General features: G+C 50.7%; 12 protein-coding genes. 8 read left to right on the forward strand and 4 right to left on the reverse strand.

Annotated elements, in window-relative coordinates:
* Positions 1-195 precede the first annotated feature (195 nt).
* Both AOY24_RS21850 and AOY24_RS21855 read right to left on the reverse strand, forming a co-directional pair.
* On the reverse strand, positions 196-999 hold the full coding sequence (locus AOY24_RS21850) for a DeoR/GlpR family DNA-binding transcription regulator (RefSeq protein WP_044265149.1): 804 nt from the start codon (positions 997-999) through the stop codon (positions 196-198).
* Between the two features lie 32 nt (positions 1,000-1,031).
* On the reverse strand, positions 1,032-1,928 hold the full coding sequence (locus AOY24_RS21855; RefSeq protein WP_044265147.1) for a sugar kinase: 897 nt from the start codon (positions 1,926-1,928) through the stop codon (positions 1,032-1,034).
* A gap of 166 nt (positions 1,929-2,094) precedes the next feature.
* On the opposite strand from AOY24_RS21855, the gene yihU reads away from it, so the two are divergent.
* From yihU to ompL, 8 genes are all read left to right on the forward strand, one after another.
* A complete protein-coding gene (gene yihU / locus AOY24_RS21860; RefSeq protein WP_042998855.1) occupies positions 2,095-2,985 on the forward strand; it encodes a sulfolactaldehyde 3-reductase in 891 nt (296 codons plus the stop codon).
* 20 nt (positions 2,986-3,005) lie between these two features.
* On the forward strand, positions 3,006-3,884 hold the full coding sequence (gene yihT / locus AOY24_RS21865; RefSeq protein WP_042998854.1) for a sulfofructosephosphate aldolase: 879 nt from the start codon (positions 3,006-3,008) through the stop codon (positions 3,882-3,884).
* A 15-nt stretch (positions 3,885-3,899) separates the two neighbouring features.
* Complete coding sequence (gene yihS, locus AOY24_RS21870; RefSeq protein ID WP_044265143.1) at positions 3,900-5,141, forward strand: sulfoquinovose isomerase; 1,242 nt, start codon at positions 3,900-3,902, stop codon at positions 5,139-5,141.
* 18 nt (positions 5,142-5,159) lie between these two features.
* Positions 5,160-6,002 carry an aldose-1-epimerase gene (locus tag AOY24_RS21875; protein ID WP_042998853.1) on the forward strand — a complete coding sequence of 281 codons (843 nt, stop codon included), beginning with the start codon at positions 5,160-5,162 and terminating at the stop codon, positions 6,000-6,002.
* Between the two features lie 49 nt (positions 6,003-6,051).
* Positions 6,052-8,088: an alpha-glucosidase gene (locus AOY24_RS21880; protein WP_054177375.1), complete on the forward strand. Its 2,037-nt coding sequence runs from the start codon at positions 6,052-6,054 to the stop codon at positions 8,086-8,088.
* A 45-nt stretch (positions 8,089-8,133) separates the two neighbouring features.
* Complete coding sequence (locus AOY24_RS21885; RefSeq protein ID WP_042998851.1) at positions 8,134-9,516, forward strand: MFS transporter; 1,383 nt, start codon at positions 8,134-8,136, stop codon at positions 9,514-9,516.
* 44 nt (positions 9,517-9,560) lie between these two features.
* Complete coding sequence (locus AOY24_RS21890; RefSeq protein WP_044257152.1) at positions 9,561-10,982, forward strand: MFS transporter; 1,422 nt, start codon at positions 9,561-9,563, stop codon at positions 10,980-10,982.
* A 67-nt stretch (positions 10,983-11,049) separates the two neighbouring features.
* Complete coding sequence (gene ompL / locus AOY24_RS21895) at positions 11,050-11,742, forward strand: porin OmpL (RefSeq protein ID WP_042998849.1); 693 nt, start codon at positions 11,050-11,052, stop codon at positions 11,740-11,742.
* Between the two features lie 486 nt (positions 11,743-12,228).
* Here the strand turns inward: ompL and AOY24_RS24315 are convergent, their stop codons facing one another.
* Both AOY24_RS24315 and typA read right to left on the reverse strand, forming a co-directional pair.
* The gene (locus AOY24_RS24315; RefSeq protein ID WP_369815299.1) at positions 12,229-12,783 is read right to left on the reverse strand and encodes a tlde1 domain-containing protein; all 555 of its coding nucleotides are present in this window, start codon (positions 12,781-12,783) and stop codon (positions 12,229-12,231) included.
* Positions 12,784-13,094: 311 nt separating this feature from the next.
* Entirely contained in the window at positions 13,095-14,918 is a 1,824-nt protein-coding gene (typA, locus tag AOY24_RS21900) for a ribosome-dependent GTPase TypA (RefSeq protein WP_042325427.1), read from the reverse strand.
* Between the last annotated feature and the right edge of the window lie 48 nt (positions 14,919-14,966).

The following is a 14,966-nucleotide window of genomic DNA, read 5'->3' on the forward strand; positions in this document are numbered from 1 at the left end:
CTGGGTGTTTTTTTAATGAATAAAAAGAGTGCGTAACGAGGGTAAAAAAAGCTTACGAATCAATGCGCATTAAAAGCACAATTTGATACTTCATGCGAGTTTTAGGATTTTTATACATAATACCAGGACGTTTAACTATTTATATTTTTTGTGATAAGAACCGCCTGAACGGCGGTTTATTTTGAAAGGAGTCTGTTACGAAGAAACGCCATCATCCTGGTCTGGGCTCACCTGAACGATTTCAACCTGATGAGTCTGAAGAAGCGTATGCAGAGCCGGGCCAGGGAGTTCATCAGTAAACAACGCGGTTACCGCAGAAACATTGCCAATTTCTACCGCCGCCGAGGCGTGGTATTTCGTATGATCGGCAGCAAGCAGAATATGGCGTGAGTGAGCCATCATCGTCTTCACCACACTGGCCTCATTGACGTCAAATTCCAGCATCGCGCCATCGCTTTCAATCGCCCCGACGCTGGTGACGAGGTAGTCCGCCCGGAAATCAGCGACAAACGCAGTCGCAGAAGGGCCAATAATCCCGCTGTTATGTGGACGCAGCGTTCCACCGGGGACCATCACTTCGAAACGGGGATTGTTATAGAGAATATGCGCAACCCGAAGGCTGTTGGTGATGATGCGCAGATGATTGTGGTTCAACAACGCCCGCGCCACTTGCTCTACGGTAGTACCAATGGTGATGAACACCGTTGAACCATCTGGAATGTAGTCCGCCACCGCTTCCGCGATGGCTTTTTTCTCTTGCGTCCACGAGACTTCACGTTGCTCAAAGGCAGTGTTAACCACGCTGGACGCGCGGCCAGCGCCACCGTGATGACGGGTAATCAGCCCCTGTTCGCTTAATTTACGGATATCACGGCGCACCGTCTGCGTAGAGACATCCAGTAAACCCGCCAGTTCGTCAATGTTCATATACCCACGCTCACCAACGAGCGATAGCAATTGATCATGCCGTGGGTTACCGGTCAGTTCGGTAAAACTCATGAAAATTCCTCGAAAAACCATTGCCCTGCATTTTATACAAAAAGTGACAGAAAAGATCGGGTTTGATCACAGTCAGGAATTCCTGCACGTCCACCCGGTCGGGTACACTTCAGTGCCGCCACCCCACTGGCGAACCTGACCGCGTCTTTCAGTTCGCTTCCTGATGCGAGGCTGAATGCCAGCGCACCGTGGAAAACGTCGCCTGCCCCGGTTGTATCCACCACATCCACTGCAAAACCGGCCTGGTGTTGCAGCGTGCCATTTTCTATCCAGTCACACCCTTCACTACCTTGCGTGACGTAGACATGTCCATTTGTGAGCGTTTGTGATTGTTTCAACGCATTGGCGGTCTCATTGATGCCCGTCAGGCGCGCCAGACCCGGGGCCGAAAACACAGCATGATCGCTTAAGGCCACCAGCTCGCTGATGTCCTGAGGCGTCACATCACCATCCAGCAGCGTCTCCACGCCCGCCTGATGCGCCAGCGTAAATGCCTGCTTTGCCCCTTCATGCCAGCGAACGTCCGCCAGTACGATATCCCACTGGGAAAAGTCGATGTCATTGAGCCAGTCGGCCTCCGCCGGCAAATCGGGGCTCGGGAAATTGACGATAATCCGCTCCCCTTGAGCATCAACCATGATAGCCGATTGCGACGACTTTGCCCCCGCATAGCGCCGGGTGTAACGGGTATTGACCCCCAGAGATTCCAGCTCCGCCAACAGGTGTTTTCCGGTGTCGTCATCGCCCACACGGCCAATAAAGTTTACCTGTGCCCCTAACTTCGCCGCTGCCACTGCGGCAGTGGCGGCTGGTCCACCGCCCACCTCGGTATAACGACGCGCCACATATTTACCGCCTACAGCCGGTAACGTTTCTACGTAATAGATGCGATCCAGCACGGTAATACCTACACAAGCAATACGAATCATGGTCGTTCCTTAAGCATTTCGGGATGAGATTATTTTAATTCCACAAAATGTTTAAAAAGTGACGGCTGTCAATTTTTTGACCATAAATTACAAATACGATCAAAAACAGACAGAAACAACCGGTCATAATTGACAAAAAATGACACCACCGTCTCAGGAGAACGATATGGCAGTCATCGCATTTATCGGATTAGGACAGATGGGCGCCCCAATGGCGAGCAACTTACTCAAACAGGGTCACCAACTTAGCGTTTTTGACGTTAACCCCGATGCCGTCCAACGTCTGGTCGAAAAAGGGGCACAACCAGCCCGCTCTCCAGCACAGGCCGCAGAAGGCGCTGAGTTTGTCATCACTATGCTGCCCAACGGCGATCTGGTGCGCAGCGTATTATTGGGCGAAAAAGGCGTTTGCGAACGCCTCTCCCCACAAGCGCTGGTGATCGATATGTCAACCATCCATCCCTTGCAGACTGACAAGCTGATCGCCGACCTTCGCGTTAAAGGCTTCGCCATGATGGATGTCCCGGTCGGGAGAACCTCGGATCACGCCGTTGCCGGTACATTGCTGTTGCTGGCGGGCGGCACACCGGACCAGGTCGAGCGCGCCACACCGGTACTGATGGCAATGGGGAATGAGTTGATTAACGCCGGCGGCCCAGGAATGGGGATCCGCGTGAAGTTGATTAACAACTACATGAGCATTGCGCTGAATGCCCTGTCAGCCGAAGCCGCCGTGCTGTGTGAAGCGCTGGGTCTCTCCTTCGATGTCGCGCTACAGGTCATGAGCGGGACACCCGCAGGTAAAGGTCACTTCACCACCTCGTGGCCGAACAAAGTGCTGAAAGGCGATCTTTCCCCGGCCTTCATGATCGACCTGGCCCACAAAGATCTCGGCATCGCGCTGGATGTCGCCAACCAGCTGCACGTTCCTATGCCGCTCGGCGCGGCGTCCAGGGAAGTTTATAACCAGGCACGAGCCGCTGGCCGTGGGCGGGAAGACTGGACCGCCATTCTTGAACAGGTTCGCACTTCTGCCGGACTGAAAAACCACCATTGACAGGTAAAAAGGACTGAAGAATGACCACGTACACCCTGAAAGATATCACCAGACCTTCCGGCGGTTTCGCCATGCTGGCCGTTGACCAGCGTGAAGCAATGCGCCTGATGTTTGCCGCCGCAGGCACGCCAACGCCGGTCACCGATCAACATCTTACTGATTTTAAAGTCAATGCTGCAAAAATTCTCTCGCCGTATGCCTCCGCGATCCTGCTTGACCAACAGTTTTGCTACCGCCAGGCGGTAGAGCAGAATGCCGTTGCCAAAAGCTGCGCCATGATTGTCGCCGCCGACGCCTTCATCCCGGGTAATGGCATCCCCGTCGACAGCGTAGTGATTGATAAAACCATCAATCCTCAGGCCGTCAAGCAGGATGGCGCGAAAGCCTTAAAACTGCTGGTGCTCTGGCGCAGTGATGAAGATGCGCAGCAACGTCTTGAAATGGTGAAAGAATTTAATACGTTGTGCCATAGCCAGGGTCTATTGAGCATCATCGAACCGGTAGTCCGTCCGCCGCGTCGCGGCGATCAATTCGATCGTGAACAGGCGATTATCGACGCCGCCAAAGAACTGGGCGACAGCGGCGCCGATCTCTATAAGGTCGAAATGCCGCTGCAGGGTAAAGGCACGCAGCAAGCCCTGCTCAGCGCGTCTCAACACCTGAACGAACACATCAATATGCCGTGGGTCATTCTCTCTTCCGGCGTTGATGAAAAGCTGTTTCCACGCGCGGTCAGCGTTGCAATGAGTGCTGGCGCTTCTGGCTTCCTGGCCGGTCGTGCGGTCTGGTCATCGGTGATTGGCCTGCCGGACAGCGAGATGATGCTGCGTGATGTGTCTGCACCTAAATTGCAACGCTTAGGTGAAATTGTCGATGAAATGATGGCCCGCCGCCGTTAATACGAGGATCAAAGCATGAAATGGTTTAACACCATGAGCCACAACCGCTGGCTGGAGCAAGAAACCGATCGCATCTTCAATTTTGGTAAGAACGCGGCGGTGCCAACCGGATTCGGCTGGCTGGGTAATAAAGGACAGGTCAAAGAAGAGATGGGCACGCACCTGTGGATCACCGCCCGCATGCTGCACGTCTATTCCGTCGCCGCAGCGATGGGCAGACCGGGCGCTTACAGCCTGGTCGATCACGGTATTAAGGCCATGAACGGCGCGCTGCGGGATAAAAAATACGGTGGCTGGTACGCCTGCGTGAATGATGAAGGCGTGGTAGATGCCTCCAAACAGGGATACCAACACTTTTTTGCACTGCTGGGCGCTGCCAGCGCGGTCACCACCGGACACCCTGAGGCCAGGAAACTGCTCGATTACACCATTGAAGTCATTGAGAAATACTTCTGGAGTGAAGAAGAGCAAATGTGCCTGGAATCCTGGGATGAAGCGTTTAGCAAAACCGAAGACTATCGCGGCGGCAATGCCAATATGCACGCCGTTGAAGCCTTCCTGATTGTTTACGACGTCACCCATGACAAAAAATGGCTGGATCGTGCGATCCACATCGCCTCGGTCATCATTCACGATGTCGCCCGCAAAGGGGAATACCGGGTCAATGAGCATTTCGACGTGAACTGGAACCCGGTCCGCGACTACAACAAAGACAATCCCGCCCACCGTTTCCGCGCCTATGGCGGCACGCCAGGCCACTGGATTGAGTGGGGCCGTCTGATGCTGCATATCCACGCCGCGTTAGAAGCGAGAAGCGAACAACCGCCCGCCTGGTTACTGGAAGACGCAAAAGGTCTTTTCCACGCCACCATTCGTGATGCCTGGGCGCCCGACGGCGCTGACGGCATCGTGTACACCGTTGACTGGGATGGCAAACCCATTGTTCGTGAACGGGTGCGCTGGCCGATTGTAGAAGCAATGGGTACCGCCTATGCGCTATATACGGTCACGGGCGATCGCCAGTACGAAACCTGGTATCAGACCTGGTGGGAATACTGCATTAAGTACCTGATGGATTATGAAAATGGTTCCTGGTGGCAGGAGCTGGATGCGGACAACAAGGTCACAACCCGGGTATGGGACGGTAAACAGGATATTTATCACCTGTTGCACTGTCTGGTTATCCCACGTTTACCACTGGCACCGGGCCTTGCTCCTGCGGTTGCTGCCGGTCTTCTGGATATCAACGCCAGGTAAGCAACGAGGATAGCAGCCATGCATAGCGGTGGAAAAACACTTCATCTTCAGGCCGGGCACTACTGCGCGAAAATAGTCACCGTTGGCGCCGGATTAGCAGAATTGACGCACCGTGGGCGTCACGTCGTTATTCCCCATAAGCCGGAAGAGATACCGTTGGCACATTTGGGAAAAGTGCTAATACCCTGGCCAAATCGCGTGGCAAAAGGCTGCTATCAACATAACGGCAAGCGCTTCCAGCTTGCCATTAACGATCCGGTTACGCATAGCGCTATTCATGGATTACTGGCCTGGCGGGACTGGCAGATTAATCAGCAGTCTAAAACGGAAGCGTCACTGACGATTTTTCTGCCGCCTTCTTATGGTTATCCCTTTGCGCTGGTTTCAGAGGTGATTTATCGACTGGAGGAAACACACGGGCTGCATGTCTTTATTCGTACGCAGAATCTGAGTGACGAAATCGCACCGTATGGTGCCGGAGCCCATCCCTATTTGACCTGCAATCTGCACCCCATTGATGGTTGTGAATTGACGCTTCCTGCGAGTGAAGAAACAGGTAGTGAACGGGATTTCACAACGCCGCGACGCATTGCAGGAACCTCTATCGATCATACATTCAGGGTCTTGACACCTGAGGTTGAGTGGGAAGTCAGGATGACCTGTGCCTCACAAAACATAACGACTTTTTTACGCAGCCATCAACCCTGGCTGCAGGTATATACCGGCGAGAAATTAGCAAGGCGTGGTCTTGCAGTGGAACCGATGACCTGCCCACCCGATGCCTTTAACTCCGGAACAGGCCTGATTTATCTCGCGCCAGGAGAAACACACCAGATGCATTTTCTCATCGGCAGCGAATAAAAGATTTCCGACAAATTACCGAATTACCCTATTTATTACGGAGACGATGATGAATTCGTTACAACAACGGTCAACCCCATTAGAGCTGACGACGTTACAGAATGGATTTACGCTTACGTACCACCAGCGATTAATTTTACGTCACAGCGAAGCAGCCCCCTGTCTGTGGGTTGGTGCTGGCGTCGCCGATATCGACATGTTTCGTGGCAACTTCAGCATTAAAGACAAACTTAACGAGAAAATTGCCCTGACCGATGCCACTGTCAGTGAATCAGCCGACGGCTGGCGAGTACGCTTTAGTCGTGGTGATGCCGTCACGGCGACGCTACGCATCTCCACCGATGAAGCGGGTCGTTTGCAACTGGATCTGCACAATGACGATCCCGACCATAACCGTATCTGGCTGAGACTGGCGGCTAACCCGAATGACCATATCTACGGTTGCGGCGAGCAGTTCTCTTACTTCGATCTGCGTGGCAAACCGTTTCCACTGTGGACCAGCGAACAGGGGGTGGGCCGTAACAAAACCAGCTACGTCACCTGGCAGGCCGACTGCAAAGAGAATGCAGGCGGCGACTACTACTGGACCTTCTTCCCACAACCCACGTTTGTCAGTACGCAGAAGTATTACTGCCACGTTGATAACAGTTGCTACATGAATTTTGACTTCAGCGCGCCGGATTATCACGAACTGGCGCTGTGGGAGGAGAAAACCACCCTGCGTATTGAATGCGCCGACACCTATATCGCGCTGCTGGAAAAACTGACCGCGCTGTTAGGTCGACAACCAGAATTACCGGACTGGATTTATGATGGCGTCACGCTGGGCATTCAGGGCGGCACCGAAGTGTGCCAGAAGAAACTGGATACGATGCGTCGTGCTGGCGTGAAGGTAAACGGCATCTGGGCGCAGGACTGGTCCGGGATCCGCATGACGTCATTCGGTAAGCGCGTGATGTGGAACTGGAAGTGGAACAGCGACAACTATCCACAACTGGACAGCCGTATCAAACAGTGGAACGCCGAAGGCGTGAAATTCCTTTCATATATCAACCCGTATGTCGCCAGCGATAAAGACCTGTGCGCCGAAGCGGCAAAGCACGGTTATCTGGCAAAAGATGCGTCCGGTAATGATTATCTGGTTGAATTTGGTGAGTTTTACGGCGGCGTGGTTGATTTGACCAACCCGGCGGCCTACGACTGGTTCAAAGACGTCATCAAGAAAAATATGATCGCACTCGGCTGCGGCGGCTGGATGGCGGACTTTGGCGAATACCTGCCGACCGACACGGTTCTGCATAACGGCGTCAGCGCGGAGATCATGCATAACGCCTGGCCTGCGCTGTGGGCAAAATGTAACTACGAGGCATTACAGGAAACCGGCAAACTCGGCGAGATCCTGTTCTTTATGCGCGCAGGTTATACCGGCAGTCAGAAATACTCGACCATGATGTGGGCGGGTGACCAGAACGTGGACTGGAGTCTGGACGATGGACTCGCCTCCGTTATTCCCGCTGCCCTGTCGCTGGCTATGAGCGGTCACGGCCTGCACCACAGCGATATTGGCGGCTATACCACCCTGTTTGAGATGAAACGCAGCAAAGAGTTGCTGCTGCGCTGGTGTGATTTCAATGCTTTCACGCCCATGATGCGCACCCACGAAGGTAACCGTCCCGGTGATAACTGGCAGTTTGACAGCGATGAGGAAACCATCGCCCATTTCGCCAGAATGACGACCGTGTTTACGACGTTGAAGCCGTACCTTAAGCAAGCCGTCGCGCAAAACGCCGCAACTGGCTTGCCAGTTATGCGTCCGTTGTTCCTGCATTACGAAAACGATGCGCGCACCTACACCCTGAAATACCAGTACTTGCTGGGGCAAGACCTGCTGGTCGCTCCGGTACATGAGCAGGGCCGCTGCGACTGGACGCTGTATCTGCCGGAGGATCATTGGGTGAATCTCTGGACAGGTGAAACGCAAAGCGGCGGCGAGGTAACCGTGGATGCGCCAGTAGGTAAACCGCCAGTCTTTTATCGCGCGAAAAGTGAGTGGGCGTCGCTGTTTGCATCTTTACGCCACATCTAATAAGGCTCGCCCATGGGAAAACTCATGGGCAAATGAGGGATAATCATGAGTCAAAACATAACCAACCCGGCAACCCTACGCTTGCCCTTTAAGGAAAAACTCGCCTACGGGATGGGTGATTTAGGTTCCAATATTCTTCTGGATATCGGTACGCTCTATTTACTGAAGTTTTATACCGATGTTCTCGGTTTACCGGGCACCTATGGCGGTATCATTTTTCTTATTGCCAAGTTTTTTACCGCGTTTACCGATATGGGAACCGGTATTATGCTCGATTCACGACGTAAAATCGGTCCAAAAGGTAAATTCCGTCCTTTTGTTATGTACGCTGCGTTTCCGGTGACCCTGCTGGCTATCGCTAACTTTGTCGGTACACCGTTTGAAATCACCGGAAAAACGGTCATGGCGACCGTCCTGTTTATGCTCTACGGGCTGTTCTTCAGCATGATGAACTGTTCCTATGGCGCAATGGTGCCCGCCATCACCAAAAACCCGGACGAACGCGCCTCGCTCGCTGCCTGGCGGCAGGGTGGCGCGACGCTTGGCCTGCTGCTGTGCACCGTCGGTTTTGTGCCGGTCATGAACCTGATCGAAGGCAATTCGCAACTGGGGTATATCTTCGCCGCGACGCTGTTCTCGCTGTTCGGGTTGTTCTTTATGTGGTGCTGCTATGCCGGGGTGAAAGAGCGCTATGTCGAAGTGAAACCTGTCGACGCGGCGCAAAAACCGGGATTATTGCAGTCCTTTCGCGCCATCGCCGGTAACCGTCCGCTTTTCATCCTGTGTATTGCCAATCTCTGCACGCTCGGCGCATTTAACGTCAAGCTGGCGATCCAGGTTTATTACACCCAGTACGTGCTGAACGATCCGATTTTGCTGTCGTGGATGGGCTTTTTCAGCATGGGCTGTATCTTCATCGGCGTCTTTTTAATGCCGGGGATGGTGCGTCGCTTTGGCAAGAAAAAGGTCTATATCGGTGGCCTGCTGATCTGGGTTGCAGGCGATCTCCTCAACTACCTCTTCGGCGGAGGTTCGGTCAGTTTTGTCGCGTTCTCCTGCCTGGCATTCTTCGGCTCTGCGTTTGTGAACAGCCTGAACTGGGCGCTGGTTTCCGACACGGTGGAATACGGCGAATGGCGAACTGGCGTGCGTTCTGAAGGGACGGTTTACACCGGTTTTACGTTCTTCCGTAAGGTTTCACAGGCGCTGGCCGGCTTCTTCCCGGGATGGATGCTGACCCAAATCGGCTATGTGCCTAACGTGGTGCAATCGGCGGGAACGGTCGAGGGGTTACGGCAGCTGATCTTTATTTATCCCTGTGCGCTGGCGGTCGTCACCATCATTGCAATGGGCTGTTTCTACAATCTCAACGAAAAAATGTATATCCGTATCGTTGGCGAAATCGAAGCCCGTAAACAAACGATTTAAAACAATAATATCCAACGCCCTACGGGGCGTTATGAGAGGCGATTATGTCTGACCATGATCCGCTAACGCTAAAACTGAGCCTGCGTGAGAAGTGCGCCTACGGCATAGGTGATTTTGGCTCAAACCTGATGCTGTGTATCGGGACGCTGTATCTGCTTAAGTTTTATACCGATGTGCTGGGGATGCCTGCGTATTACGGCGGCATAATCTTCCTGGTGGCGAAGTTCTTTACTGCCTTTACCGATATATTAACCGGTGTATTGCTGGATTCACGCCGTAATATTGGTGTAATGGGTAAATTCCGCCCCTTCATACTTTATGCCTCTTTTCCCGTGGCGCTGGTTGCCAGCGCGCAGTTCTTTGCCACGGACTTTACCTTAACGGTGAAGACGACGCTGGCCACCCTCCTGTTTATGCTGTTTGGTTTGTTTTATAGCCTTATGAACTGCTCTTATGGTGCAATGGTGCCAGCTATCACCAAAAACCCGCACGAACGCGCCCAGCTTGCCGCCTGGCGCCAGGGCGGCGCAACCATTGGTCTGCTGCTGTGTACCGTCGGCTTTATGCCGATTCAGGCGTTGTTTACCCGTTCGCCATCGTTGGGCTATTTAATTGCCGCGCTGATTTTCTCCGTGTGCGGACTGTTCAGTATGTGGTGGTGTTTCCGTGGCGTTAAGGAACGTTACATCGAAATCGTGCCAGATCACCATAAGCCTGGCATTCTCAAGTCGTTCTGCGCGATTTTCCGCAACCCACCTCTGTTAGTGCTGTGTATTGCCAATCTGTGTACGCTGGCAGCGTTCAACATCAAACTGGCGATCCAGGTCTATTACACACAGTACGTTCTGAACGATATCCATTTGCTCTCATGGATGGGCTTCTTCAGCATGGGGTGCATTCTGGCAGGTGTACTGTTAGTACCCATGACCGTAAGGCGTTTCGGTAAAAAACAGGTTTATCTCGGAGGGCTAACGCTCTGGGCAGTTGGGGATATCCTGAATTTCTTTTGGGGCGGAACCTCATTTTTATTCGTCACCTTTTCCTGTGTAGCCTTCTTCGGTACCGCCTTCGTGAACAGCCTGAACTGGGCGTTGGTGCCGGATACCGTGGATTACGGCGAATGGAAAACGGGGATTCGCGCAGAAGGTTCCGTCTATACCGGATATACCTTTTCGCGCAAGATTTCCGCTGCGTTGGCGGGGTTCCTGCCCGGAATGATGTTGACCCAGATTGGTTATATCCCCAACATCGCGCAAAGCGACGCAACCTTACTGGGATTACGCCAGTTAATTTTTCTTTGGCCCTGTGGTCTGGCGATTATTGCTGCACTGACCATGGGTTTCTTTTATAAGCTTAACGAAGCGCGTTTCGCTTTTATTATCGAGGAAATAAATCAACGAAAAAAGAACAACACTCGTTCTGACGTAACCAATAACAATAAAAACATCGCTACTGTAAATCTTTAAACAAATCTTGCCGCTATTTCCATCCAGATGGATGGCGGCTTCCCTACGCTTAAAAAATGGATTTATGATGAAAACATTACATACTCTCATTCTGTTATCTTCAGTGATATCCACCTCTGTAGTTGCTGGCGCTTATGTCGAAAACCGGGAGGCGTATAATCTGGCATCCGATCAACAAGAGATCATGCTGCGCGTTGGCTATAACTTTGACATGGGTGCGGGCATTATGCTCACTAATACCTATACGCTCCAGCGTGAAGACGAGTTAAAACACGGCTATAACGAGATCGAGGGCTGGTATCCGCTCTTCAAACCCACGGATAAATTAACGATCCAACCTGGCGGGTTGATTACCGACAAAAGTATTGGCTCCAGCGGCGCGGTGTATCTGGACGTGAATTACAAATTTACACCGTGGTTTAATCTGACGGTGCGTAACCGCTACAACCATAATAATTACAGCTCGGTCGATTTAAATGGCGATCGAGATAATAACGATACCTATGAGATCGGCAACTACTGGAACTTTATTATTACCGATAAATTCTCGTATACCTTTGAACCCCACTATTTTATGCGGGTGAATGATTTTAATAGCAGCAATGGCAAGGATCATCACTGGGAAATTACGAATACCTTCCGTTATCGGATCAACCAGAACTGGCTGCCCTACTTCGAACTACGCTGGCTGGACCGGAACGTAGAACCCTATCACCGCGAACAAAATCAGATTCGCGTTGGGGTTAAATATTTCTTCTAATCTGTACCAGATGAGGGCCACTAAAGGCCCTCACTTAAGAAGTGAATAAACTATTTCCTGATAAATAGGCATTTTATTTTTAAATATCTGGTTAATATTAAATCTAGTACCCAAGTTATGCTCAGAGCAATCAATGATGAAAAAGCCAAATAGATAGTCACTTCATAGTTAACAAGAAAATAGTTTCTGTTATATTCATCCAAACTCAGGAAGGAATACAGCCATGAAACAAAACCTTCAATTATACTAAGCATATCTATTATCAATGGGATATAGCTAAACGTCAATAAATAAACTATACCGCCAGCAACAGTTTTATAATCCACTGGGTGGAAAAAACGCAGCATCAAAAAATATATAAAAAAACAACAAGTCACAAAATAAATTATAAACAAATCAAGATAATAACCATGTGGGTTCAGATAATATATCAAAATCGCCCATACGAATGAGACGGAAGTAGATATTATAAACAGTAAAATATAGCTAATATTTGTCATATCTATTATCCGAAACAGTAATTATGCCATAGGCTTCAAGTTGACTCCCCGGCACTTTTTGTTTATTGGCACGTAAAAGATCGCGTCTCAATTTATTAAAATCTTCTCTATGGTAAAATGTTATACAACCGTCTGAAACTCCGGTACCATCTGGCCGCAACGGATGTAATCTAAAAGAAGAGCGCTCTTGTAAATTATAGGTAAAAGGACGCTCGTTAATACCTGAAAAGTTTTCACTAGCATTTTTCACTAGTGCCCTTTTCTGATAAACTGATATATTAAGTTTTTTATATACTGAATCTTGTTCAGGAGGTTCATGAACCAAAAGAGCGCGGATATCATTTAGATAATCCGATTGACCAACACCTATATAAGACTTAAACACCACAATCGTTTTATCATTTATTAAACTGTCATTTTTAAACAATGCAAACCACTCATCGTAATTATTTACAGTGCGCCATTCCTTCTCCTTTTGTTTTAATATCGAACCAATCCCCCCAGTGGGACGATCAACGATCCAATACTTTCCAGGAGGTATTGGGCCATTTTTTCCATATAAGCATCTGGATTATTTTTTAAATGTCCTAAGCCAGAAAAAACATCATATACACCAGAACCAGCACATCTTAACTTTAATGTATTATCCTGAGAAATTTCTCGTAGGTTTAATGTACAATAAATCATTGATTCCCTCATAAATATATTAAATATGAATATATCCTCAACAAGAAAGCGCCTATTTAATAGTTATATGGACAAAAAAAAGATAGGTTGATTGAGATCGTAAAAAGGATAAAAAAAGCCCAGATAGATTTTCATCCATCTGGGCTTTACTATCAATGTAAATTATTAATCTTCTTTCGGACCACGGTTCGCGCGGCGGCGATCGTTTTCCGTCAGGTGACGTTTACGAATACGGATAGACTGCGGCGTCACTTCTACCAGTTCGTCGTCATCGATAAACTCCAGAGCTTGTTCCAGAGTCATCTTAACCGGTGGAACCAGAACCGTGGCTTCGTCAGTACCGGAAGCACGCATGTTGGTCAGTTTCTTACCGGTCAGGCAGTTTACCGTCAGGTCGTTAGAACGGCTATGAATACCGATGATCTGGCCTTCGTACACTTCGGCACCGTGACCCAGGAACAGCTTACCGCGGTCCTGCAGGCTGAACAGTGCAAACGCAACCGCTTTACCCTGACCGTTGGAGATCAGTACGCCGTTCTGGCGCTGACCCACTTCACCCGGACGTACGTCGTCGTAGTGGCTGAAGGTGGAGTACAGCAGACCGGTACCGGAGGTCATGGTCATGAATTCTGAACGGAAGCCGATCAGACCACGGCTTGGAATCACGTAGTCGAGACGTACGCGGCCTTTGCCATCTGGATTCATATTTTTCAGGTCGCCTTTACGCTCGCCCAGTGCCTGCATGACAGAACCCTGGTGCTGCTCTTCAACGTCCAGCGTCACGTTCTCGAACGGCTCTTGTTTACGACCATCGATTTCGCGGAAGATAACTTTCGGACGGGAAACCGCCATTTCGAAACCTTCACGACGCATGTTTTCGATCAGAACAGACAGGTGCAGCTCACCACGACCGGATACACGGAACGCGTCCGCATCTTCAGTTTCTTCAACACGCAGTGCAACGTTGTGCACCAGCTCTTTGTTCAGGCGGTCAAGGATCTGACGAGAGGTAACGTATTTACCTTCTTTGCCACAGAACGGAGAGGTGTTGACGTTGAAGAACATGGTGACGGTCGGTTCATCAACAGACAGTGCCGGCAGCGCTTCCACATTCTGCGGATCGCAGATGGTGTCAGAGATGTTCAGCTCGCCCAGACCGGTGATCGCGATGATGTCGCCTGCTTCTGCCAGATCGCTATCGATACGCTCCAGACCCAGGTGAGTCAGGACTTTACCGACTTTACCGTTGCGAGTTTTGCCTTCGCTATCCACGATAGTAATCTGCTGGTTCGGCTTCACTTTACCGCGTTTGATGCGGCCGATACCGATAACGCCAACGTAGTTGTTGTAGTCCAGCTGAGAGATCTGCATCTGGAACGGACCATCAAGGTCAACGTCCGGCGCAGGTACGTGGTCGACAATCGCCTGATACAGCGGGGTCATGTCTTCCGCCATATCTTCGTGATCCAGACCAGCAATACCGTTCAGCGCAGAAGCGTAGATGATCGGGAAATCCAGCTGTTCGTCGGTCGCGTCGAGGTTCACAAACAGGTCAAATACCTGATCGACAACCCAGTCCGGACGCGCGCCAGGACGGTCAACTTTGTTGATGACCACGATCGGCTTCAGGCCATGCGCAAAGGCTTTTTTGGTCACGAAGCGCGTCTGCGGCATTGGGCCGTCAAATGCGTCAACCACCAGCAGCACAGAGTCAACCATGGACATGACACGCTCAACTTCACCACCGAAGTCTGCGTGCCCAGGGGTATCAACGATGTTGATACGATAATCATTCCATTTGATAGCGGTGTTTTTCGCGAGGATGGTAATCCCACGCTCTTTCTCCAAATCGTTGGAGTCCATCACACGCTCTTGAGTTTCGGCACGAGAGTCGAACGTACCGGATTGCTGCAGCAGCTTATCAACCAGGGTAGTTTTACCATGGTCGACGTGCGCGATGATGGCGATGTTACGCAAATTTTCGATCACAACTTTGCCTCAGGCATTAGAAATAGCGCGTTATTGTACACGGATTAA

It is taken from the genome of Citrobacter sp. CtB7.12, from assembly GCF_001297795.1.
Lineage (GTDB): Bacteria > Pseudomonadota > Gammaproteobacteria > Enterobacterales > Enterobacteriaceae > Citrobacter_A > Citrobacter_A amalonaticus.